This window comes from Caulobacter sp. FW305-C-30-S16 (assembly GCF_058783025.1).
In genome coordinates, this window is the sequence record NZ_JBYSYH010000005.1 from 34,945 (window position 1) to 57,610 (window position 22,666).

The following is a 22,666-nucleotide window of genomic DNA, read 5'->3' on the forward strand; positions in this document are numbered from 1 at the left end:
GTCTATCGGCGACGGCGCGCGCGAGGCGGTGTATTACAAGGCCATGACCGCACCCGACGACTGGGCCGTCCGGACCGAGCAGCAGGTTCTGGACGAGGCCATCAAGCTGGCTCCCGCCAAGGGCTGGGGCCGCGCGACCACGTTCGCCGCCGCCAGGGCCGCCGGCCTGTCGGCGGGCGACTGCGAGCTGTTGCTGCCGAATGGCGCACGCGATCTGGCCGCCCTGTTGTCGCGGCGCCACGACGCCGCCGCCCTTGCCGCCCTGCCTGATCCCGGTGGCCTGAAGATTCGCGAGCGGATTCGCACCGCCGTCATCGCCCGGCTCGACGCCGCGGCCGCCGACCGTGAGGCGCTGCGCCGCTGGGCCGGCTTCCTCGCCCTGCCGACCAACCTGCCGCTGGCCCTGCGTCTGGTCTGGGAGACGGCGGACGGCCTCTGGCGCTGGGCCGGCGACACGGCGACCGACGAGAACCACTACTCCAAGCGCGCGATCCTCAGCGGCATCCTGGTCCAGGTCATGGCGCTCGACCTCCAGGCCGGCCGCGCCGACGCGCTGGAGGTCCTCGACACCCGTATCCAGAACGTCATGGACTTCGAGAAGTGGAAGGCCGGCTTCAAGCCGTCTGACCTGGCCAAGGACTTCGCCGGCGCGCTGGCGAAGGTGCGGTTCGGGTAGCTGAATTGCGTCCTTCGAGACGCTCGCCTGGGGGCTCGCTCCTCAGGATGACGTAAAGCGTCGGGCTTCAAAGGTGTTCGTCATGGTGAGGAGCGAGGCATCAGCCGAGCGTCTCGAACCACGCACGCTCTAAAGCCGCTTCACCCGGTTCACATGCCCCATCTTCCGGCCCGGACGGGGTTCGCCCTTGCCGTAGAGATGCAGCCGCGCGTCGGGATCGGCGGCGAGCGTCGCCCAGTCGAGCACCTCGTCGCCCAGGAGATTGGTCATCTCGACCGAGACCGCCGGAGTCGTGTCGCCGAGCGGCCATCCGGCCACGGCGCGGATGTGTTGCTCGAATTGGTCGACCTCGCAGCCGTCCTGGGTCCAGTGGCCGGTGTTGTGGACGCGCGGCGCGATCTCGTTGACCAGCAGCGTCCCGTCGCCGAGGTCGAACAGCTCAATCCCCATGACGCCGACATAGTCCAGCCGCCCCAGCACCTCGCCGGCGATCCGCTCGGCCTCGGCCTGCAGCGCGGGCGTGACGCGGGCCGGGGCGAAGGTGGTGCGCAGGACCCCGCCCTCGTGCACGTTCTCCGACAGCGGATAGAAGGCCGTCTGGCCGTCCCGCCCGCGCGCCGCGATGATCGACAGCTCGCGGATGAAGGCCGCCCGCGCCTCGAGGATCGAGGGCACGCCGCCCACCGACGCGAAGGCCGCCTCCGCCTCGTCGGCCGCGCGGATCCACGCCTGGCCCTTGCCGTCATAGCCCTCGCGGCGGGTCTTCAGCAGGGCGGGCAGACCAATGCGGGGCAGGGCGGGGACAATATCGGCCGCGCCGTCGATGGTCGCGAAGGCCACGGTCGGCGACTGCGCTTCATTGAGGAAACGCTTCTCGGCCACACGATCCTGCGCCACCGCCAGCGCCAACTGGCCCGGCGCGGTCGGCGCGCCCAGGCCGTTCAGCGCCTCGACGGTCGCTGCCGGCACATTTTCGAACTCGTAGGTGACCACATCGGCCAGCGCCGCCAGGCGGGCGAGGGCGGCCGGATCGTCATAGGCCGCCACGAGGGTCTCGCGGGCGACCTTCGAGGCCGGCGAGCCCGCGTCCGGCGTCAGGATGACCACGTCCAGCCCGAGCCGCGCGGCGGCCAGCGCCAGCATCCGGCCCAGCTGCCCGCCGCCGAGAATGCCGATGGTCGAACCCGGAGGCAGCGGAAAAGGCATCAGTCCTCGACCGTTTCGGCCACGGCCTCGGTCTGGCTCGCGGCATAGGCCGCCACCCGCCCGGCCAAGGCCGGATCGGACAGCGCCAGGATGCGGGCGGCCAGCAGGCCGGCGTTCTTGGCCCCCGCCGCGCCGACCGCCAGGGTCCCGACCGGAATGCCGCCCGGCATCTGGACGATCGACAGCAGCGAATCGAGGCCGTTCTGAAGCTTGCTCTCCACCGGCACGCCCAGCACCGGTAGATCGGTCATCGAGGCGGTCATGCCCGGCAGATGCGCCGCGCCTCCGGCCCCGGCGATGATCACCTGCACCCCGGCGGCCTTGGCCCCCCGGGCGAAGGCGAACATCCGGTCCGGCGTGCGATGGGCCGAGACGATCTTTGTCTCATAGGCCACGCCCAGCGCGTCGAGGCTGTCGGCGGCGTGCTTCATCGTGGGCCAGTCAGAGCGGCTGCCCATGATGATGGCGACCGGCGGGCTTGCGCTCATTTCGATGTCATCCCCTGCCCAGCCACCCGGAAATCCCTGTGCTGGAAGGTCGCGGAGTATAGGCGCCGCTTGTGACGCCGCAACCGATGCGTCAGATTCCCATACGGGTGGGTAACGCGGTATGATTCTCTCATGAAGATCGGTGGCGCACGGGCGGAGTCTTTTTCGGCGATCCGCAAGCGCGCGTTGGCGCAGGCGGGCGCCCAGGCGACGGCGTCGTCCGCCGCGCCGGTGGACAAGACCGCCTTCCTCGGCCTGTCCGAAGCGGACCTGACCCCCGCCGTCCAGGGCGCGATCAAGACGCTGCTGACCGAGGTCGAGGACCTTCGCGGCGAGGTCTCGCGCCTCAAGGGCCGCCTTCAGGAAGTCGAGGCCCTGGCCGACCGCGACGTGCTGACCCCGCTGCTCAACCGCCGTGCCTTCGTGCGTGAGCTGCACCGCATCGGCGCCTTCTCGGCCCGCTACGGCGCCCCGGCCAGCCTGGTCTATTTCGATCTCGACGGCTTCAAGAGCGTCAATGACCGCTTCGGCCACGCCGCCGGAGACGCGGCCCTGCGCGAGGTGGCCGACCGCCTGCTGGCCAATACGCGCGAGACTGACATCGTCGGACGGCTGGGCGGCGACGAATTCGCCGTCATCCTGGTCCAGGCCGACATGGAAACCGCCGGCGCGAAGGCCGAGACCCTGCGCAAGGTGATCGAGGACCAGCCGATGAACCTCGGCGACTGGTCCGCCCCGATCCGCGTCAGCTACGGCATCCGTCCGGTCGAACCCGGCATGGACCCGGAAACCGCCCTGGCCGAGGCCGACGCGGCGATGTTCGTGCGCAAGAAGGCGCGGGCCTAGGACCCGGGCGGCTACCGCGTCACATTGTGCCAGGACTCGGCGATGCCGAAGCCCTCGCGCCCGTCCATGACGAACTTCGCCAGACCCTCGTTCACGAATGTGGCCCCGCCCGGAAACGGGATCTTGGTCGGGCACATGCTCTGCACCTGGCCCTCGATCCTCACGGCGCGGCCCTTGCCGGTGCGCCCGGTCAGGGTGACGGTCTCGTGCAGGATGGAGCCGGCGCGGAAGGTCGTCTCCACCGCGACATCGTCGAAGGTGTCCATCCCCTCGCCGTCCTGGATCCAGCCCTTGCCCTTCATCGTCCCGTCGGCCCGGCGGAAACAGGCGCCGCCCAGGGAGACATCGGCCCCGAAGTTCATCGAGAACCAGAAGACAAACGGGCTGGGCGCCGCGGGGGTGGAGCCGGCCACCGGCGCGCCGCCGCCGACGCTTGATCCGCCCCAGTTGCGCGGGCCCCAGGACTTGTCCCGCACGCCGTAGCCATCGAAGGCGATCTCCTCGCCGCCGAGAGTCAGACTGCCGATCGCGTGAATGCTCTGTTCAAAGTGACCGTGCGCGCCGTTGGCGGCGTAATGCGGCTCGGTCAGCGTCTCGATGGTCACGGTCATGGAAAGATCGGCGGGGATGAACCAGCCTTCCGGCCGCTCCCTGGCAGGCGTCACCAGAATGGCTCCGTCGGCGATGTCCTGCGCCGGGCCATGGTAGGCGACCGTCCAGTGCTTGAACGGCGTCACGCAGGTCAGGGCCAGATCACCGACCTTCAGGTCGCCGTCATAGGCGGTCAGGTCCTTGCCGATGTCGCGGCGGCCATAGGTGAAGGCCACCCGCTGGCCGCCCAGATAGACGGCGTGCAGGGCGTCCGCCCAGCCGCTTCCGGGCCGGAAGCCCATGCGCGTGAACATCCCCACGCCAGACGTCGGATCGATGAAGTTGAAATAGTAGCTCTCGCTCCAGGCGCGGTCCTCGCCGGTCGGGTGCATGGCTTCGTCGGTCTTGAGGGCGGTGGACATTCGCTTCTCTCCCGGGCGCGACGACGTGTCGTGGGCCCCGTGTCATGTTTCGCGCCGGCAGCCCTGCGACTGGAACGCCGGCCCTGACCCCATAGATGGCGTTCCCCAGAGTGATGGAAGCCTCCTCCATGTCCGGGAAGGCGGCGATCCCGCCTCGGCAACCGCACTGGCGTCCGCGGGCCCGGCGCGCTACCTCCCTGCCATGGCGCGCAAGCAGAACCCGGAATTCGAGATCACCGTCGACGGGGAGCCGTATGTCTGGCGGCTGCAACGGCGGCCGCAGTGGTCGAGCGACACCAACGCCTTCCAGGGCATGGCCGTCGCCGCGCGGCATGCCGAGGGGCAGCGGGAGGCGGTGATCGAGTTTCCGGCCGGGCCACAGCCCCGCTACGGCGCCCCGATGCTCAAGCCCGAGATGATCAATCCTGACCTGGTCGCCCGGGCCATCGCCTCGGCGATCGAGGCGGGATGGGAGCCGCACTCGCGCGGCAAGACGGTCTCCATCGTCGTGGACGAGACCGGGGCCTGACGGCGCCCGCCCTCCGGCGCGGACAATTCCATCAAGTCTTTCTGTCATCCGGTGCGGGCGAAGCGGCCCCGGCCATGACGCATATCAACGCGCCGTCGTCGCAACCGCGCTCTCTGCCAGCCGTTAGCAGGCTCCAGAGACTCCAGAGGACACGCGATGATTCTTCCTACAGGCGCCACGGTGGCCGTCGTCGACGGCGGCAAGCTCGTGATGTTCCACAATGTCGGCCATGAGGTCGTGAAGCTCGAGGCGATGCCGGCGCCGGCCGTCGCCAGCGGGGGCGCGTCCGCGGGCCATCACACCAGCTCGGCCAACCCTGACCATGGCGCGCGCGAGGAAGGCGACTTCGCCGCCGGCGTCGCCGCCATGCTCAACAGCCAGGCGTTGTCGGGCAAACTCGGCGAGCTGGTGGTGATCGCCGCCCCGCGCACGCTCGGCGAGCTGCGCAAGCACTGGCACAAGGCGCTGCAGGCCAAACTGATTGGCGAGATCGCCAAGGACCTGACCGGCCAGTCGCCCGACCATATCGCCGCGGCGATCCTGGCGGCCTGACCACCGAACCGCTCCTCTCCCACCGGGGGAGGAGCGTCGTCCGGTTCTAACCCCCGCCGGCGACCGGCGGGGCCCAGTGGACCTGCGCGCCCGGGCCGAGCGGCAGGTCGAGCAGCACCCAGCCGACCGTCATGCTGATCCCGACGGCCATGAAGCAAAGCGCGTAGGGCAGCATCAGCGCCAGCAACGAGCCGACGCCCATCTGCCCGTCCCACCGGCGGCTGAACGCCAGGATCAGCGGGAAGTAGCTCATCAGCGGCGTCATGATGTTGGTGTAGCTGTCGCCCATCCGGTAGGCGGCTGTGGTCATTTCCGGGCTGATGCCGAGCAGCATGAACATCGGCACGACGACCGGCGACAGCGCGCTCCACTTCGCCGAGGCCGAGCCGATGAACAGGTCGAGGAACGACGACAGCAGCAGCACGCAGACCAGCAGGAAGGCCGCCGGGAGCGCCATGCCCTGCAGGATCTCCGCGCCGTTGATGGCGATGATCGGTCCGATCCGCGACCAGTTGAACATCGCCACGAAGTGGGCGGCGAAGAACACGAACACCAGGTAGGGCGCCATGGTCCGCACGCCGTGCTGCATCATGTCGACCACGTCGCCGGGCGACTTCACCAGGCCCGTCGCCCGTCCGAACGCCGCGCCGGTGGTGAGGAACAGCAGGAAGAAGCCGGCGATCAGCGAGGCGTACAGCGGCTGCAGCCGGGCTGCGCCCTCGGCCTCCTCGTTGATGAACGGGGTATAGCCCGGCCACAGGGCCAGGGCCGCGAAGGCGCCGACGACCAGCAGGGCGACGAGGCCCGCATGGCGCAGGCCCTTGCGCTCGTGCGGTGTGAGGTCAGTCTTGTCCAGATCGGCCTGAAGCTCGGCGTCGACCACCCCGCCCCAGGGCCCGAGCCTCGGCTCGACCACCCTGTCGGTGATGAACCAGATGATCGGCGTGAACAGCACGACGATGCCCAGGATGAAGTACCAGTTGCCCAGCGGGTTCATCGTCCAGTTCGGGTCGACGATGCGGGCGGCTTCCTGGGTGAAGCCCAGCAGCAGCACGTCGATCTGGCCCGGCATCACGTTGCCGGCGTAGCCGCCTGACACGGCCGCGAAGGCCGCGGCCAGGCCCGCCAGCGGATGTCGACCGGCGACCGCGAAGATGATCGCCGCCAACGGAATGAACACGACATAGGCCGCGTCCGAAGCGTGGTGCGAGACCATCCCGATGACCGCCACGATCGGGGTCAGCAGGCCCTTGCTGGCGTTGCGCAGGGAGGCGCGGATCAGGGCCGAGAACAGGCCGGTCCGCTCGGCGACGGCCGCGCCGATCATGATCGTCAGCACCAGACCCAGCGGCGCGAAGCCGGCGAAGGTCTTGGGCATCTCGGTGAACAGGTGGGCGATGTTCTCTTCGGAGAACAGGCTGGAGGCGCGGTAGGTCAGCACCCCGTTGGCGAGCTCGGCGTACTGCGGCGCCTTCTCGCCAGAGTAGGGCAGCGAGGCCTCCCAGCCGAGCGCCGCGCCCAGGGCCGAGACCAGCATGAGGACAAAGATCAGATAGACGAAGATCATCGTCGGATCGGGCAGCAGATTGCCCACGCGCTCGACAAGGCCCAGCAGGCCGCGCTGGCGGTCGGGTCGGGTTTCGTCGGTCATGGGCGGCGAGGCTCCGGCGCTGATACGGCCGGCCAACCTGCCGAAGTTTCCATCGGGGCGCCAGTCCCGCGCAAGCCCGGGCCGGGATCACCAGGGCTCTGACCGGGCGGTCGACGGATCACCTCATCACGGCCATCAGAACCGCCTGACCCATCCGCGAGCGGTTAGAACAGCCCTGCGCGCTGGCCGATGACGAAGGCGGCGGCGATCAGGATCAGGGCCTGAATGATCGCGCCGAACGGCGAGGGCAGGGGCAGCTTCTGTACTGCCCAGGCAATCAGGGAGGCGACGATCAGAACGATGATGGCGAAGATCAAGAGGGACATGCGCGATTTCCTGAAGCGACCCTGGTCGCGGTGCGGAAGGTAAAGCGCATGCTTGGCTGTTCTGTTCCGTCGCCAGGCCTGGGGGACATGCACTTCAGTGCGTGTCCCCTTCGGCTTCAAGCGGCGGGGACCCGTACCGAAGGCGGTACATGTCCCCGCTGGGTCAGAACACCAGCGCGCGCGCTTCCTTCACGTGCGGCAGAGCCTGGATCCGCGCCAGCAGGGCGGCGTCCGGGGCCTGGTCCACGCCGACCAGCGCGATGGCGTCCTCGTCAGCGCTGACCCGGCCGAGGTTGAAGGTGGCGATGTTCACGCCCGCCTCGCCCAGCAGCATGCCCAGCGCGCCGATGAAGCCCGGCTTGTCGAGGTTGTTGACGTACAGCATGGCCGGCGAGAAGGCCGCGTCCAGTTCCATGCCCTTGACCTCAACGATGCGCGGCGCGCCGCCGATCACCGTGCCGGCGAAAGAGCGCTTGCCCTTCTCGGTGGTGATGGTGATGCGCATCAGGCTCTCATAGACCGGGCTCTGCTCCTGGCGGCTCTCGGAAACGACGATGCCGCGCTCCTTCGCCACGGCCGGCGCCGAGACCATGTTGATCTCGGCCAGCATCGGCCGCAGCACGCCGGCGAGCGCCGCGCTGGTCATCGGCTTGACGTTCAGGGCCGAAACCTCGCCCTCATAGGCGATGTCGATGGCGGTGATGCCGAAGTCGACCATCTGGCCGGCGAAGGCGCCGATCTTCTCGGCCAGCGCCACGAAGGGCTTCAGGCGCGGGGCTTCCTCGGCCGTGATCGAGGGGCTGTTGAGGGCGTTGGTCACCGCGCCGGTCAGCAGATAGTCGCTCATCTGTTCGGCGACCTGCAGGGCGACGTTCTCCTGCGCCTCGTTGGTGCTGGCGCCCAGGTGCGGCGTGGCCACGACCTTGTCGCTGCCGAACAGCGGGTTCTCCTTGGCCGGCTCGGTGACGAACACGTCGAAGCCCGCGCCGCCGATGTGGCCGCTGTCGAGCAGTTCGCGCAGGGCGACCTCGTCGACCAGGCCGCCGCGGGCGCAGTTGACGATCAGCACACCCTTCTTCGTCTTCGCCAGCGCCTCGGCCGACAGGATGTTGCGGGTCTTGTCGGTCAGCGGGGTGTGCAGGGTGATGACGTCGGCGCGGGCGAGCAGGTCTTCCAGCTCGACCTTCTCGACACCGATCTCGATGGCCCGTTCCGGCGACAGGAACGGGTCGAAGGCGATGACCTTCATCTTCAGACCCAGCGCCCGGTCGGCGACGATCGAGCCGATGTTGCCGGCGCCGATCAGGCCCAGCGTCTTGGCGTAGAGCTCCACGCCCATGAAGCGGTTCTTCTCCCACTTGCCGGCCTGGGTGGAGGCGTCGGCGGCGGGCATCTGGCGGGCCAGGGCGAACATCATCGCGATGGCGTGCTCGGCGGTGGTGATCGAGTTGCCGAACGGCGTGTTCATCACCACGATGCCCTTGGCCGTGGCGGCGGGGATGTCGACGTTGTCCACGCCGATGCCGGCCCGGGCGATGACCTGCAGCTTGTGGGCGGCGGCGATCACGTCCTTGTCGAGCTTCGCGCCCGAGCGGATGGCGATGCCGTCGTAGTCGCCGATGACGGCGATCAGTTCGTCCTTGGTCAGGCCGGTCTTGATGTCGAAGTCGACGCCGCGGTTCTTGAAGATGTCGACGGCGGCGGGGCTGAGCTTGTCAGCGATAAGAACGCGGGGAGCCATGGGCGGATTTCCTTTGGGATGCACGGGCGCCGCATCGCGGTCCTCCCGGCTTGTCATGATGGAGAGGTTGTCCCCGGCCGGCGCGAGCGGGCCGGGGACAAGGGATCAGGCGGCGGCCAGCTCGGCGGAGACGGTCGCAAACGCCCAGTCGAGCCAGGGCGTCAGCGCCTGCACGTCGGCCGTATCGACCGTCGCGCCGCACCAGATGCGCAGGCCCGGAGGCGCCTTGGCGTAGCCGCCGATGTCGTAGGCGGCCTTTTCCTTCTCCAGGACGGACGCAAGCTTCTTGGCGAAGTCGGCCTGGACGTCTTCGGACAGGGCCGTGATCGCCGGATCCACGACCTTCAGGCAGACGGAGGTGTTGGACCGGATCGCCTTGTCTTCGGCGAGGAACGCGACCCAGGGCGTGACCGCGACCCAGTCCTCGATCGCCTTCAGATTGGCTTCCGAGCGGGCCTTCATGCCGGCGAAGCCGCCGACAGTGTCGGCCCAGGCCAGGGCGTCCAGGGCGTCCTCGACGCAGAGCAGCGAGGGGGTGTTGATCGTGGCGCCGTCGAAGATGCCGGCGTTGAGCTTGCCCTTGTCGGTCATGCGGAACAGCTTCGGCATCGGCCAGGCGGGCGTGTAGCTCTCCAGCCGGGCGACTGCGCGCGGCGACAGGATCAGCACGCCGTGGGCGGCCTCCCCGCCGAGCGCTTTCTGCCAGGAGAAGGTCACCGCATCGAGCTTGGTCCAGTCGAGGTCCTGGGCGAAGGCGGCGCTGGTGGCGTCGCAGATGACGATGCCTTCGCGGTCGGCCGAGATGAAGTCGGCGTTCGGCACGCGCACGCCGCTGGTCGTGCCGTTCCAGGTGAACACCAGGTCGGCGTCGGGACGGACCTTCGATGTGTCCGGCAGCTGGCCATAGGGGGCGTCGAGCACCTCCACGTCCGGCAGCCTGAGTTGCTTGGTGACGTCCGTGACCCAGTCCTTGCCGAAGGACTCGAAGGCCAGCAGCTGGACGGGCTTCGGCCCCAGCATCGACCACATGGCCATCTCGACGGCGCCGGTGTCGGAGCCGGGGACGATGCCGATCAGGAAGTCGGCCGGAACGCCCAGCACCTCACGGGTGCGGTCGATCGCCAGCTTCAGCTTCGCCTTGCCGGGCTTGCCGCGATGCGAGCGTCCGAGGACGGCGTCATTGAGGGATTGTGGGGTCCAGCCGGGCCTCTTGGCGCATGGGCCTGAAGAGAATTCGGGGCGCGCCGGGCGCAAAGCCGGCTTCTGCGGAGTCGTGTTCACTGCGATGTCTCCCATCCTTGCAGATGGACTGCGCTCCGTTGGGAGAGCGTGGCCCGCCGCCGAAAGAACCGATTTCGCTGCGCCGCACAAGCGGAGTTTTTCCGACGCGGCCGACAGGAACCGCTGGCGCGCCGGCGGAGAGCGCCTTACGTCCGGGCGCAATCAGGGGGAAACCGGTGACGTCACGGGCGAAGATTGACTGGGTGGTGCTGGGCGTCCTGGTGATCATCTGGGGCTCGGCCTTCGCCGGCCTGAAGATCGCGGTCGGGGGCATTCATCCGTTCTGGGTGTCAGCCTTCCGGCTCTGGGTCGCCGCCTTCACCCTGTGGATCGTCAGCGCCTCGCGCGGCGAGCAGCTGCCGCCGGTGACCTTTGATCGACAGGGCGTGTGGTTCGCCTACGCCATGCTCGGACTCGTCGGGTTCGCGGCCCCGTTCTTCATGTTCTCGACAGCGGCGACCAGCCTGCCCAGCGCGGTCAACGCCATCTGCAACGGCGCCTCGCCGGTGTTCACCGTGCTGCTGGCCCACCTGTTCCTGCACGACGAGAAGATGACCGCCCGCAAGGGGGTCGGTGTCGCCCTGGGCTTCGCCGGGCTGCTGGTGCTGGTCAGTCCCCGATTGCTGGCCGGCGTCGCGGTCGAGGCGGCGGCGCTCGGGCTCGCGATCGGCGCGGCGGCGTTCTACGCGGCGTCCAACATCATGATGCGCAAGACGCCGCAGGTCAGCTCGACGGTCGGCGCGCTGATGATGTGCCTGACCGGCGCGATCCTCGCCACGATCGGCGCGCTGGTGCTGGAGGGGCCGCCGCCGATCCCGCCGTTCTGGCCGCTGGTCGTGACCATCGTGCTGGGCGTGTTCTCAAGCGGGCTGGGCACGGTCGGCTGGGTCTGGCTGATCCAGCGGCGCGGTGCGGTGTTCACCAGCATGACGGTCTATCTGCTGCCGCTGTGGGCGACGGTGATCGGCGTGGGGCTGATGCATGAGCGTCCGGGCTGGAGCGCGTTCGCGGCCCTCGCCCTGATCCTCGGCGGAGTCGGTCTGACGACCGTGCGTCCCAAGGCGGCCGCTCAGGCGGCCTGAGACGCGGCGGCCTTGCTGCGGCGGCGCCAGGCGATCAGCGTTCCGACGAGAATGCAGGCCAGGATGCCGATGGTCACCAGGTTGTTGGCGACGGCGTAGAGGCGGTCGCGCTCGAGGCCGCTGACCAGATACCAGGCGTGCAGGCTGAACTGGCCGGCCTGGAGCAGCATCGCCGCCCCGAGCCACAGGCTGGCGTAGCGGATCGTCAGCGCCAGGAAACCCATCGCCAGCACGCCGTCCGCTGTGAGCAGGGCGCCGGAGATCGCATCCTGTTTGAGGAGATGGTGAACGCCCAGGGCGATCAGTGACGTGGCCAGCTTCAGGGCGGCGCCCAGTTGCTCAGGTCGCTCGCCTTTCCACCATGCCAAGGCGCACACCACGAAGGTGGCGCCCCAGCCGATCAGTGGAATGAGCGAGTGATACATCTCTTGCGCCTCTACACGGAGTTAGAGGCGCAAGAGAGTTAAACTATCGCAACCTTGGCCGGTCAGGAGACCTGGCGCAGGTCCTGACGATTCTTGGGCGTATCCGACTCGGGGGGCTTGTCTTCCCATCCGGTCATCTTCGTCCGCACGCCGATGCGAAGCTTCACGTCGTTGAGTTCGTTGTGCACGCTGACGATCGCGGTGCGGGCTTCCGCCAGCGCCGAGAGCGCTTCAACCAGCTTGGCGGGGGCGGCGTCGCCGACCACGGCCGAGAGGTTGAGATCCTTGCGGGCCTTGAGCAGGTCCGCCATCAGTTCCGCCGCCTCGGTCATCGCCGCGTCGAGTGCGTGCTCGGTCGCGAACAATTTCCTGGCCACGCGTTGGGCCACGAAAGCTTTTTCCACCTGAACTCTCCTTCAACTGTTACGCGAGCCGAAGGTAAACGAAACCTTAATTTCTGACTAGGTGAATAAACGGTTAAAATGTCGCGGAAGCGAAGCGTTAGGGAGATTGCGCGATAAGGGTCCTCCGAGGGGCTGTTGTTTCGCGCAGATGAGCCAGAAGACGGACACTTCCCAGACGTTGAGCCACGCGCCGTTTCAGGCGCGAATTGCGAGCGTTGCGCTGGTCACGACCGTCGCCGTGCTGGTCGCGGCCTGCGTCACTTTCATGCTCCAGCAGTGGGCGGTCTCCCGCCAGGAGACCCGGGTCGTCAATGCGGCGATGAACGTCGTGGTGGCGGAAATCGCCGCGCCGGCAGTCGCCCGCGGCGACGAGGGGCGCGCCCGGAGCGCCGTGGAGTCGATGATCGACGCCCCGGGCATCCGGTCGGCCAGCCTCATCGACAGCCGGGGCCGCATCCTTGCGGTTCACCGAGATCCCGCTTCGGGCGGCGGCCGGGAAATCACGATCCGCACGCCCGTCATACTCGACGGCAAGGCGGTCGGCACCCTGATAACCACTGTCGAGTCGCCGCGGCTTTCGGCGCTCCTGCCACGCTATCTCGCGCTGACGTTCGCGCTGTTCTTCGGTGCGGCGGGCATCGCCACGTTCGTCGCCAACACACTCGCCCGTCGCGTGATCCAACCGGTCAACAGGCTGTCCACGGCCATGGGCGAGGTGGCCGAGAGCGGCCGGTTCACGCCGGTCGCCGAGGACGCGGACGACGACCTGTTCCGCAGCCTGGCCAAGAGCTTCAACCAGCTGCTGACCAAGCTCGACGCCAATGACCGCGAGCTGCGCCAGACGATGGGCGAGCTGGTCGAGGCGCGTGACATGGCCAATGCGGCCAATGTGCTGAAGTCGCAGTTCCTGGCCAACATGAGCCACGAGATCCGCACGCCGCTGAACGGCGTGCTGGCGATGGCCGACGTGATGGCGCGGGATGATCTCGATGGCCGCCAGCGCCAGCGCCTCGGCGTGATCCGCGAGTCCGGCGAGCTGCTGCTCAGCGTCATCAACGACGTGCTCGACCTGTCCAAGATCGAAGCTGGCCGGCTGGAGCTCGCCGAGCATGACTTCTCGCTCGACGAGGCGGCCGAGACCGCGGTCAGCGCCTTCTCGGTCATGGCCGCGCAGAAGGGCCTCCGTTTCGGGATGACGGTCGATCCCGAGGTCGCCGGCTGGTGGCGCGGCGATTCCGACCGTATCCGGCAGATCCTCAGCAACCTGCTGTCCAACGCGGTGAAGTTTACGGCCGAGGGCGCGGTTGCGGCCCGGTTCTCGCGCTCCCCGTCGGGCGGGCTGCGGCTGACGGTCTCCGATACCGGCATCGGCATCGCCGGGGACAAGCTGCCGACCCTGTTCGAGAAATTCATCCAGGCCGACAACTCCACCACCCGCCGCTTTGGCGGAACGGGTCTGGGTCTGGCGATCTGCCGCGAATTGACCCAGCTGATGGGCGGGGCGGTATTCGCGCGCAGCATCGAGGGCGAAGGCTCGACCTTCACCGTCGACCTGCCGCTGCACCGCGCGGCGATGCCGGCGGAGCAGGCCGCCCCGATCTCGGCGCTCGACGCGCTGGAGGAGCGCAAGCTGCGAATCCTGGCGGCGGAGGACAACGCCACCAACCAGAAGGTTCTGCAGGCGGTGATGGAGCCGCTGGATGTCCACCTGCATATCGTCCCGGACGGCAAGCAGGCGGTCGAGGCCTGGCGCGAGGGCGGGTTCGACCTGATCCTGATGGACGTCCAGATGCCGGTCATGGACGGCGTCGAGGCGGCGCGGGCCATCCGCGCGGCTGAGGCCGCCCAAGGCGGCGCGCGCATCCCGATCCTCGCCCTGACCGCCAACGCCCTCGTGCATCAGGTGGAGTCCTATATGGCGGCGGGCATGGACGGCCATGTCTCCAAGCCGATCGAGCTGACCCGTCTGTACGAGGCGATCGAAACCGCGCTCGCCAACGCCGCGGTCGCCAGGGCCGAAGCCGCCGCCGCCTGAGACCTTCCGGAATCTGAACGGAAGACAACGAGCGCGTCAGAACCGTTTCAGGTCCCACGTGTTTCTCTAGCTCATGGTCGTCGACAAGGCGGCGTGAGCGAAGAGGAAGTTCGATATGAAAAAGTTTCTGATCCCGCTGCTGGCCGCAACCGCCCTGGCCGGCGCCGCCGTCCCCGCCGCCGCCGCGCCGTGGATGAACATCAATCAGCGTCAGGCCCAGCTCGACCAGCGCATCGACGTCGGCGTTCGCAACGGTTCGCTGACCCGCCGCGAGGCCCTCAATCTGCGCGCCGAGTTCCAGGACATCGCCCGTCTCGAGTACCGCTATCGCCGGACCGGCGGTCTGCAGACCTGGGAACGCCGTGACCTGGATCGTCGCTTCGACATCCTGAGCGCCAAGATCCGCTACGAGCGCCGTGACCGCGATGACCGTGGTCCGCACCCCCGCCCGGGTCCCGGTTTCGACAGCGACCGCGACGGTCACCCCGATCGTTACGACCGGTTCCCGCACAACCCGCGCCGCTGGTAGGCTCCCCCCGGACCAGCACTAGCGCGAAGGAACGCCCCGGCTTCTCCCCGAGCCGGGGCGTTTTCCTGTGGTCAGAGCCGCAGCAGGCTCTCGATCACCGTGACCGCCTGGCCGCGCAGCAGCACCCGATCGCCGCGATGCTCGCAGTTCAGGTCGCCGCCCCGGCCCGGATAGGCCTGGTGGAAGTTCAGCTCGGCGCGGCCCAGCTTGCCGGCGAACAGCGGCGAGAGGATGCAGTGCGCCGAGCCCGTCGCCGGGTCTTCGGGAATCCCCGACCCAGGGGCGAAGAAGCGGCTGACGACATCATGGCCCGACCCCGGATCGGCGAGGGCCGCGACCGAGATGTTTCCGCGCCCGCCGGTGGCCTCGCCGACGATCTTCTCGATGGCCGCCAGATCGGGCGTCAGGCCGCGCACCGCCGCCTCACTGTCGAACACCGCCACCAGATAGCTCGCGGCCCAGACCTCGGCCGGCGTCGCGCCCAGCGCCTCGACGAGGCCGGCCGGAATCGCGGTCTGTTTCGGCGGATTGGCGGGGAAGTCCATTTCATAGCCGTCGGCGCGCCGCCGCACGGTCAGCGGTCCGGACAGCGTGTCAAAGGTGATCATGTCCGCGGCAACGCCGAGCTCGGCGAACAGCACATGGGCTGCGGCCAGGGTCGCGTGACCGCACAGCGGCACTTCCAGCGCCGGCGTGAACCAGCGCAGGCCGAACCGGGCCGGGTCTTCCGTGGTCAGCAGATACGCCGTCTCGGCCTGGTTGTTCTCCGCCGCCAGCGCCTGCATCCAGGCCGTGTCGCGCCAGGCCGCCTGGGGCTCGACCACGCAGGCGGGATTGCCCTTGAAGGGGGCGGCGGCGAAGGCGTCGACTGTCCATTGGCGCATGTGCGGAGTTCCCGGGTAACGGCGAAACGCGATAGGTGGGTGACATGACCTTTGAACTCAATGCCGGCAAGCTGCTCGGGATGTTCGCACCGCTCTGGCTGCTGCTCGGGGTTTCGCTGGCGGTGAACCCGGAGCCCTGGCGCGACGCCCCCTGGAGCTTCGCCTGGGTGGCGATGACGCCGCTGGCGGCGACGGGCCTGCTCTGGCTGTTCGGTCGGCGGCGCTGGCGTCTGGAACTGACGCCCAAAGCCATGATCCACCACACGCTCGGCCGCACGGAGGCGTTCGAGTGGTCGCGCATGGGGCCGATCGGCGTTGATGCCGTGCCGGGGCTCGACCTCGTCACGCCCTCGACCCTGCATTTCGCCTACGCCGGCGAGGGCGTGGAAGGGATGGTCGGCAAGGTGATCGGTCGGCGGCTGCTCACGGTGTTCGGCGATGGCGGGGCGAGGCGACTGGTGCGGCACATCGAGGACTACCGGCGGCTGCACGCCCCGGCTCAGACCCCGACGATCTGAACCTCCGGCCAGCGGGTCCGGGCCGAGGTGGTGGTCTTCTCCCAGCCCTTCGCCAGCGGCCGGTGCGGATTGGGCCGCAGCGTCATGGCGAACACGTCCTCCAGCCCGAACGGCGCGGCGATGGTCAGGCTGTCGTCGGCCTCCAGACGCACGCCCACGCCGAAGGCCGGCGCGACGAACCGGCTCAGGGCCTCGGTGCTGCTCGACAGCGGTTCGTAGGGTTCGCCGAAGTGGTCCTCGAACCACAGATGCACCCGCGCCTGGTTGCGCACCTCGACCAGCGCATCCAGCGGCGGCGGGAACAGCGCCGCGGCGCGCTTGATGAACACGTCCTCGGCGTCCCAGCTGGTGTCGGGATCGAAATAGACCAGGTCGTAGTCGCGCACGCCGTAGTCCGGCTCGCGGCCCGTCACATGGTTCCACACCCGCTGATAGACCGCGCCGGAGACGATCAGCCAGTCGGGCAGGGCGAGATCGCGGGCCAGGGTCATCACCGTCATAATCGACGGCGAGGCGCGGAGGATGTCCTCCAGCTGTTGTTCGAGTGTGCGGCTCATCGATATTGCGTCCTTCGAGACGCCTGCTGCGCAGGCTCCTCAGGATGACGAACGGGGAGGGCGGCAACACTATTCGTCATGGTGAGGAGCGGCGAAGCCGCGTCTCGAACCACGCATTGCATAAGCAGCGTCATTATCCCCTCATCGGCCAGGCGTGATCGAGCGGCCCGTGCCCGGCGCCGAACCCCGGCGCGTGCAGCATGGCCTCGTGGACATAGTTCCAGGCCCGGGCCACGGCTGAGGTAAGGTCCAGCCCCTGGGCCAGTCCGGCCGCGCAGGCGCTGGCCAGGGTGCAGCCGGTGCCGTGGGTGTGGCGCGTGTCGATCCGCTCGCCCTCGAACATCGTCTCTCCGGCGGCGGTCATCAGGACATCGGCGACGCGGTCGCCGGGCACATGGCCGCCCTTCATCAGGACCGCCTGCGCGCCCATCGCCAGCAGGGCCTCGCCCGCGCGGCGCTGGCCGTCGAGATCATGCACCGGCAAGCCGGTCAGCGCCTCGGCCTCCGGCGCATTGGGGGTCAGCAGGCGCGCGCGCGGGACCAGCAGGGTCCGCACCGCCTCGACCGCGGTGCTCGCCAGCAGCGAGGCGCCGCCCTTGGCGATCATCACCGGATCGATGACCGCGGGGATGCCTGTCGCGCCGTCCAGCAGGCGCGCGACCAGCGCGACGGTGGCGACGTCGCCGAGCATCCCGGTCTTGATCGCGTCGGCGCCGATGTCGTCGAGCACGGCCCGCGCCTGGGCCTCGATGATGTCGATGGGGATTGCGTGCACGCCGGTGACGCCGAGGGTGTTCTGGACGGTGACGGCGGTGATCGCCGTGGACGCATAGCCGCCCAGCGCCGTGACCGTCTTGATATCCGCCTGGATGCCCGCTCCGCCCCCGCTGTCGGATCCGGCGATGATCAGCACGCGGCCGCGGGGGGAATCAGGAGCAGGCATGAGGCGGTTGTAGCCTCGCGCGGCGACGGCCGGGAGTCCGTCTGTCCAACCGATCTCCGACGGGACGCCGCAGGCTCCGGGGTGAGCGTCCGTCTGACGCCCTACAGCACCCATCCCCCGTCCGTATCCCCTCCGCCGGTGTAGAGGTTGGCGGTGGTGGCGGTGATGTTGCCGTTGATCTCGACGATCAGGTCGGCCTTGCGGTCGCCATCGACGTCGAGGGACAGGATGCTCTTGCCGCCGCTGAGCTTCAGCGTCGCCTGGCCGGCCAAGCCGGTGAAGTTGGCGACGAACGTGAACGCCTGGTCGCCGCCGAGGAGGGCGTTGGCGTCGACCCCGCTGAGGTCGATCCGGTCGTTGGCGGCGAAGCTGAGGTCAAGGATCTGGTCCTTGTCCGCCGTCAGCCCGAACCCGGGGCCGGTGCGACGGATGTCCAGATCGGTAAAGGCGAAGGTGTCGGCGTTCGCGCCGCCGGTCAGCCGGTCCTGGCCCGCGCCGCCGAACAGGAAGTCGTTGTCCTGGCCGCCATCGAGGGTGTCGGCGCCGTTGCCGCCATAGAGGGAATCCCCGCCCGCCAGGCCGATGAGCACATCGGCGCCGTCGTTGCCGATGAGGGTATTGCCGTTGGCGTTGCCGTTGAGGGTGTTGGCCTGCGCATTGCCCTCGCCGACCACGCCGCCGGTCAGGGTCAGGCTCTCGATGTTGGCCGACAGGGTGTAGCTGACGGACGACGTGACACTGTCGGTCCCGGCGCCGGCAGCTTCGGTGATCGCGTCGTCGGCGTCATCGACGACATAGCTGTCGTTGCCCATTCCGCCCGCCATGACGTCCGCGCCCGCGCCGCCGTCGAGCGAGTCGCTGCCGGGGCCGCCGTTGAGCGTGTCGATCCCGGCGCCGCCGCTGAGGATGTCGTTCTGGGTGTCGCCATTCAGGGTATCGTCATCGTCGCCGCCATTCAGGACATCGTCCCCGCCGCCGCCGTTCAGGGTGTCGTTTCCGGCCAGGCCATTGAGGGTGTTGGCGACGCTGTTGCCGGTGATGACGTTGGCCAGTTCGTTGCCGGTCCCGGTCAGGGTCCCGCCGTTGCCGAGCGTCAGGTTCTCGATGGCCGCCGCGAGGGTCCAGTTGATCCGGCTGATCACCAGGTCGACGCCGTCGCCGCCGGTCTCGTCGGTGATGTCGCCGGCGTTGTCGACGACATAGGTGTCGTTGCCCAGTCCGCCCCGCATCGTGTCTGCGCCGAGGCCGCCCTTGATGTAGTCGTCGCCGTCGCCGGCATCGATGACGTCATCGCCCTCGCCGCCGTCGATGGTGTCGTTCCCCGCGCCGGCGTCGACCGTGTCGGCGCCCGCCTGGGCGTTGATCGAATCGTTGCCGCCCGTCCCGGTAAGGGTGTCGTCGCCGGGCGAAGGGGTGGTCGAGCCGCTCTCCGCGGTCGGCTCGATCGGCACCACCAGCGAGGTCGAGTCCGTGCCGCCGGCGCCATCATCGGCCGCCAGCGTGACGGTCGCCGAGGCCGGCGGGGTGTCGGTGTCGGCCAGGAATATGACGGTGCTGGTCGCATCGGTGTTGAGCAGGGCGGCGATCTGCGCCGCGGTTCCGGTGAGCGTCACACTGGCCGTCCCCGAGCCGGAGACCGACGCGCCGCTGGTTCCGGCGGTGACCGTGAGCAGACCGTAGGTCGTCGACAGGGTGACGGTCAGAATGTCGCCGGCGTCGGGATCGGTGATGGTGAAGCCGGCGTTCTTCAGGTTCGCCGGAATCTGTTCGACAGCCGTCGGCGAGCCGAGGTTGAAGACCTGCGCCCGGACCGCCAGGTCCGAGTCGTCCGGAAGGGTCAGACTTTCGTCCCGCCAGGTGATCACGAATCCGCCGTTGGACAGGGCGGTGATCTCCGGGATGCTCTGATCGCCCGTCGTCAGCGTGTTGACGAGGATCTCCGTTCCCAGCGTCGATCCGTCAGCGTTGAAGACCTGCGCCCGGATGGCGGAGAAGCTCGTGTCGCCGCCGCTTGCGCTGTCGTCCTGCCAGGTGATCACAAACCGGCCGTTGGCCAGGGCGGTGACCTGTTGCGATTGCTGGTTGCCCGCCGTGGTCGTGTTGACGAGGATTTCGGTCCCTACCTTCGTCCCGTCGGACTGGAAGACCTGCGCATACACCGCGATGCCGGACTGATCCGGCCCGAACGCGCCGAAGTGCCCCCAGCTGACGACGAACCCGCCGTTTGAGAGGGCGGTGATCACCGGGGACGACTGGGTGCCGCCCGTCGTCGTGTTGACGAGGATCTCGCTTCCGCTGGCGGCGCCGGCGGCCGTGAAGACCTGCGCCCGGACGGCTCCGTTGCTCGTGTCCGGCGCCGTGTTGCTCGGGTCGTACCAGGTGACCACGAACCCGCCGCCGGAAAGGGCGGTAATCTGGGGCGAGGACTGATTGGCGGTGATCGCCGTATTGACGAGGATCTCGCCGCCGACCGTCGCGCCGCCCGCCGTAAACACCTGCGCCCGGACAGCGGAGCCGTCCGTATCGGGGGCTGTCCGGCTGGAGTCCTGCCAGGTGATCACGAACCCGCCGTTCTGCAGGGCGGTGATCTTGGGGAAGGTCTGGCTCAGCGCCGTGGCGGTGTTGACCAGGATTTCGGACCCGATCATCGCACCGGCGGCGCTGAACACCTGCGCCCTGACGGCGCCGCCGTCCGTGTCGGGGGCGGTGTTGCTGCCGTCGCGCCAGGTGACCACGAATCCGCCGCCGACGAGGGCGGTGATCTGGGGGATGCTCTGGCTGCCAGAGGTGGTCGAATTGACGAGAATTTCGCTCCCGACCGTCGCCCCGGCGGCGTCGAAGACCTGGGCCCGGATGGCCTGACCGCTGGTATCGCCGCCGGTGGCGCTGGCGTCCGTCCAGGTGATCACGAACCCGCCGTTGGTCAGGGCCTTGATCTGTTGGCTGTTCTGGGCGCCCGCCGTGGCGGTGTTGACGAGGATCTCGGTCCCGACCGTCTGCCCGCCGGCCGTAAAGACCTGCGCCCTGACAGCGTGGCCGCTGGCGTCGCCGCCGCTGCCGCTGCCGTCGGTCCAGGTGATGACGAACCCGCCGTTGGACAGGGTGGTGATCTTCGGCACGTACTGAATGCCTGTCGTGGCGGTGTTGACTAGGATTTCCCCGCCCGTCCGGACGACGACAGTCTCCACGTTCACGCTCGGCCCGCCCGTGCCGGCGAAGCGCTGGGGTTGCTCGCCGCCCTTCGGGTCCGAAATGAGCGCCCCGGCTGTGAAGGCGGCAGCGGGAGACAAGGCCCCGTCTGCAGGGAGCCCGGCGTTCAGACCGCGTCGGTCCGTGTCAGAGCCAATGACTGCAAAGGCGAAATCCGCCCCAAAATCCGCGCGACGCACAAGCCACTCCGATCCTGGGCGCAAGCGCCCGCAAAGCCTGATGCCGGGAACGGGGCGACGGGGCCCGCACGATCGCGCGCCCGATGTCCGCCCCCAGGCAAAGGACACTGCTTCAATTCTGGCTTGGCCTTCGACGACCTTGCAACATCGCCGACGCCGATTCAGCGATTGCTGTTACCCGAACTGTGGAATCCGCGGCCGCGGAAGGCGTGCGACCGATGCCGGCAGGCGTTGATGGATTGCCAACCGGCCTGTCGCCCCCTCAAATCCGGAGACGTCGTTCCGAAGGATCCCGTCCCGCATGACCCGCAAGCCCAACGTCATCATCATCATGGCCGACGATCTCGGCTACGGGGACCTCGGCTGCGACGGCGGGACGATCATCCGCACGCCGAACCTCGACCGGATGGCCGCGGAGGGGACGCGGTTCAGCGACTTCTACGCCAGCGCCAACCTTTGCACGCCGTCGCGGGCGGGCCTGCTGACGGGGCGCTATCCGGTGCGGATGAACCTTGCGCATGAGGTCATCCAGTCGCCCGAGGATCGCGGCCTGCCGCTCAGCGAGCTGACCATCCCCAAGGCGCTGAAGCCGCTCGGTTACGCCACCGCCCTGATCGGCAAGTGGCACCTCGGCCATCGCGGGCAGTACTGGCCGCCCAATGTGCACGGCTTCGATGTCTTCAAGGGCCTGCCCTACAGCCACGACATGCAGCCGCTGGCCTACTACGAGAAGGATGGCGAGGCGCCGCTGACCGAGAGCCCGGTCGACTTCCCCAAGCTGACCCAGACCTTCTTCGAGGAGACCCTGGCCTTCGCCGAAGCCAACCGCGACCGGCCGTTCTTCGCCCTGCTGGCCCTGACCGCGCCGCATGTGCCGCTGATCCGCAATGACGACGCGGCCTGGGACTCCCCCGCGGGCGCCTATGGCGATGTGGTCGAGGAGGTCGACCGCAACGTCGGCCTGCTGCTGGACCGGCTGAAGGCGCTGGGTCTGGACGACGACACCCTGGTGATCTTCACCTCGGACAACGGCCCCTGGTTCGAGGGCTCGTCCGGGCCGTTCCGCGACCGCAAGGGCGGGGCGGGCTTCGACGGCGGCTATCGCGTGCCGTTCATCCTGCGCCAGCCGGGAACCGTGCCCGCGGGCGTGGTCACCGACGCCATCGCCAGCAACCTCGACCTGCTGCCGACCCTGACGCGGCTGGCCGGCGGGACCCTCCCGGCGGATCTGGAGCTGGACGGCGCGGACATCGCCGACGTGATCCTGACCGGCGCCGCCTCGCCGCACGACCAGATCCTGCTGTTCGACAACACCAAGGTCGCGGCGATCCGCACCCCGGACTGGAAGTTCGTCACCCGGGTCAACACCCGCGTCTGGCACATCAATCTGGGGCGCTTCAACTACCCGCTGCTGTTCGATATCCGCCGCGATCCCGGCGAGAACTACAGCGTCGCCTCACTGCATCCTGATGTCGTCAGCGACCTGAAGGCCCGCCACAAGGCCGCGCGGGACAAGTACGAGACGATGGTCGACCTGTTCCCGCCCTGGGTCCGCCCCTCGATCGCCGACTGGCATCCGGACTAGGGCCTG

At 68.7% G+C, this 22,666-nt stretch carries 22 protein-coding genes; 9 read left to right on the top strand and 13 right to left on the bottom strand.

All coding sequences use genetic code 11. From position 1 onward, the window contains the following. The first annotated feature begins 43 nt into the window (after positions 1 to 43). Positions 44 to 676, top strand: a complete 633-nt coding sequence (locus AC3WJT_RS16535) for a COQ9 family protein (RefSeq protein ID WP_492344232.1) — start codon at positions 44 to 46, stop codon at positions 674 to 676. Positions 677 to 805: 129 nt separating this feature from the next. Here the strand turns inward: AC3WJT_RS16535 and AC3WJT_RS16540 are convergent, their stop codons facing one another. Continuing rightward, complete coding sequence (locus tag AC3WJT_RS16540) at positions 806 to 1,885, bottom strand: 5-(carboxyamino)imidazole ribonucleotide synthase (RefSeq protein WP_492344340.1); 1,080 nt, start codon at positions 1,883 to 1,885, stop codon at positions 806 to 808. After that, positions 1,882 to 2,370 (bottom strand): 5-(carboxyamino)imidazole ribonucleotide mutase, encoded by a 489-nt coding sequence (gene purE, locus AC3WJT_RS16545; protein WP_492344233.1) that lies wholly within the window; start codon positions 2,368 to 2,370, stop codon positions 1,882 to 1,884. Before purE ends, AC3WJT_RS16540 begins: the two co-directional genes overlap by 4 nt. A 132-nt stretch (positions 2,371 to 2,502) precedes the next feature. Here purE and AC3WJT_RS16550 point away from each other — a divergent pair, with 132 nt between their 5' ends. Continuing rightward, positions 2,503 to 3,216, top strand: coding sequence for a GGDEF domain-containing protein (locus AC3WJT_RS16550; protein WP_492344234.1), 714 nt, complete (start codon positions 2,503 to 2,505; stop codon positions 3,214 to 3,216). A gap of 11 nt (positions 3,217 to 3,227) precedes the next feature. Here the strand turns inward: AC3WJT_RS16550 and AC3WJT_RS16555 are convergent, their stop codons facing one another. After that, entirely contained in the window at positions 3,228 to 4,229 is a 1,002-nt protein-coding gene (locus AC3WJT_RS16555; protein WP_492344235.1) for a DUF7064 domain-containing protein, read from the bottom strand. A gap of 202 nt (positions 4,230 to 4,431) precedes the next feature. Between AC3WJT_RS16555 and AC3WJT_RS16560 the strand changes: the two genes are divergently transcribed. Both AC3WJT_RS16560 and AC3WJT_RS16565 read left to right on the top strand, forming a co-directional pair. Beyond that, a complete protein-coding gene (locus tag AC3WJT_RS16560) occupies positions 4,432 to 4,758 on the top strand; it encodes a hypothetical protein (protein ID WP_492344236.1) in 327 nt (108 codons plus the stop codon). Positions 4,759 to 4,914: 156 nt separating this feature from the next. Next, complete coding sequence (locus AC3WJT_RS16565; RefSeq protein ID WP_492344237.1) at positions 4,915 to 5,310, top strand: host attachment family protein; 396 nt, start codon at positions 4,915 to 4,917, stop codon at positions 5,308 to 5,310. 46 nt (positions 5,311 to 5,356) lie between these two features. On the opposite strand, the gene AC3WJT_RS16570 is transcribed toward AC3WJT_RS16565, so the two are convergent. From AC3WJT_RS16570 to AC3WJT_RS16585, 4 genes are all read right to left on the bottom strand, one after another. Beyond that, positions 5,357 to 6,961, bottom strand: coding sequence for an AbgT family transporter (locus AC3WJT_RS16570; RefSeq protein WP_492344238.1), 1,605 nt, complete (start codon positions 6,959 to 6,961; stop codon positions 5,357 to 5,359). Positions 6,962 to 7,125: 164 nt separating this feature from the next. Next, entirely contained in the window at positions 7,126 to 7,287 is a 162-nt protein-coding gene (locus AC3WJT_RS16575; RefSeq protein ID WP_492344239.1) for a hypothetical protein, read from the bottom strand. A gap of 163 nt (positions 7,288 to 7,450) precedes the next feature. Further along, a complete protein-coding gene (serA, locus tag AC3WJT_RS16580; protein WP_492344240.1) occupies positions 7,451 to 9,028 on the bottom strand; it encodes a phosphoglycerate dehydrogenase in 1,578 nt (525 codons plus the stop codon). 105 nt (positions 9,029 to 9,133) lie between these two features. Beyond that, positions 9,134 to 10,309, bottom strand: a complete 1,176-nt coding sequence (locus AC3WJT_RS16585; RefSeq protein ID WP_492344241.1) for a phosphoserine transaminase — start codon at positions 10,307 to 10,309, stop codon at positions 9,134 to 9,136. 176 nt (positions 10,310 to 10,485) lie between these two features. Between AC3WJT_RS16585 and AC3WJT_RS16590 the strand changes: the two genes are divergently transcribed. Continuing rightward, entirely contained in the window at positions 10,486 to 11,391 is a 906-nt protein-coding gene (locus tag AC3WJT_RS16590; protein ID WP_492344242.1) for a DMT family transporter, read from the top strand. Here the strand turns inward: AC3WJT_RS16590 and AC3WJT_RS16595 are convergent. Continuing rightward, complete coding sequence (locus AC3WJT_RS16595) at positions 11,379 to 11,816, bottom strand: hypothetical protein (RefSeq protein ID WP_492344243.1); 438 nt, start codon at positions 11,814 to 11,816, stop codon at positions 11,379 to 11,381. The genes AC3WJT_RS16590 and AC3WJT_RS16595 overlap by 13 nt on opposite strands. A gap of 62 nt (positions 11,817 to 11,878) precedes the next feature. After that, a complete protein-coding gene (locus tag AC3WJT_RS16600; RefSeq protein ID WP_492344244.1) occupies positions 11,879 to 12,220 on the bottom strand; it encodes a hypothetical protein in 342 nt (113 codons plus the stop codon). A gap of 148 nt (positions 12,221 to 12,368) precedes the next feature. On the opposite strand from AC3WJT_RS16600, the gene AC3WJT_RS16605 reads away from it, so the two are divergent. After that, positions 12,369 to 14,255: an ATP-binding protein gene (locus AC3WJT_RS16605; protein ID WP_492344245.1), complete on the top strand. Its 1,887-nt coding sequence runs from the start codon at positions 12,369 to 12,371 to the stop codon at positions 14,253 to 14,255. Positions 14,256 to 14,370: 115 nt separating this feature from the next. Then, positions 14,371 to 14,784, top strand: a complete 414-nt coding sequence (locus AC3WJT_RS16610) for a hypothetical protein (protein WP_492344246.1) — start codon at positions 14,371 to 14,373, stop codon at positions 14,782 to 14,784. 71 nt (positions 14,785 to 14,855) lie between these two features. Here AC3WJT_RS16610 and AC3WJT_RS16615 read toward each other — a convergent pair whose 3' ends face one another. Next, on the bottom strand, positions 14,856 to 15,668 hold the full coding sequence (locus AC3WJT_RS16615) for a PhzF family phenazine biosynthesis protein (protein ID WP_492344247.1): 813 nt from the start codon (positions 15,666 to 15,668) through the stop codon (positions 14,856 to 14,858). 44 nt (positions 15,669 to 15,712) lie between these two features. Between AC3WJT_RS16615 and AC3WJT_RS16620 the strand changes: the two genes are divergently transcribed. Then, a complete protein-coding gene (locus AC3WJT_RS16620) occupies positions 15,713 to 16,186 on the top strand; it encodes a hypothetical protein (RefSeq protein ID WP_492344248.1) in 474 nt (157 codons plus the stop codon). Here the strand turns inward: AC3WJT_RS16620 and AC3WJT_RS16625 are convergent. From AC3WJT_RS16625 to AC3WJT_RS16635, 3 genes are all read right to left on the bottom strand, one after another. Further along, positions 16,168 to 16,743 (bottom strand): nucleotidyltransferase family protein, encoded by a 576-nt coding sequence (locus AC3WJT_RS16625; protein ID WP_492344249.1) that lies wholly within the window; start codon positions 16,741 to 16,743, stop codon positions 16,168 to 16,170. The two genes, AC3WJT_RS16620 and AC3WJT_RS16625, sit on opposite strands and share 19 nt — an antisense overlap. A gap of 133 nt (positions 16,744 to 16,876) precedes the next feature. Continuing rightward, positions 16,877 to 17,686, bottom strand: a complete 810-nt coding sequence (gene thiD / locus AC3WJT_RS16630) for a bifunctional hydroxymethylpyrimidine kinase/phosphomethylpyrimidine kinase (protein ID WP_492344250.1) — start codon at positions 17,684 to 17,686, stop codon at positions 16,877 to 16,879. A gap of 101 nt (positions 17,687 to 17,787) precedes the next feature. Then, positions 17,788 to 20,976 (bottom strand): beta strand repeat-containing protein, encoded by a 3,189-nt coding sequence (locus tag AC3WJT_RS16635; protein ID WP_492344251.1) that lies wholly within the window; start codon positions 20,974 to 20,976, stop codon positions 17,788 to 17,790. A 400-nt stretch (positions 20,977 to 21,376) separates the two neighbouring features. On the opposite strand from AC3WJT_RS16635, the gene AC3WJT_RS16640 reads away from it, so the two are divergent. Continuing rightward, a complete protein-coding gene (locus tag AC3WJT_RS16640; protein WP_492344252.1) occupies positions 21,377 to 22,660 on the top strand; it encodes a sulfatase family protein in 1,284 nt (427 codons plus the stop codon). The last annotated feature ends 6 nt before the right edge of the window (positions 22,661 to 22,666 follow it).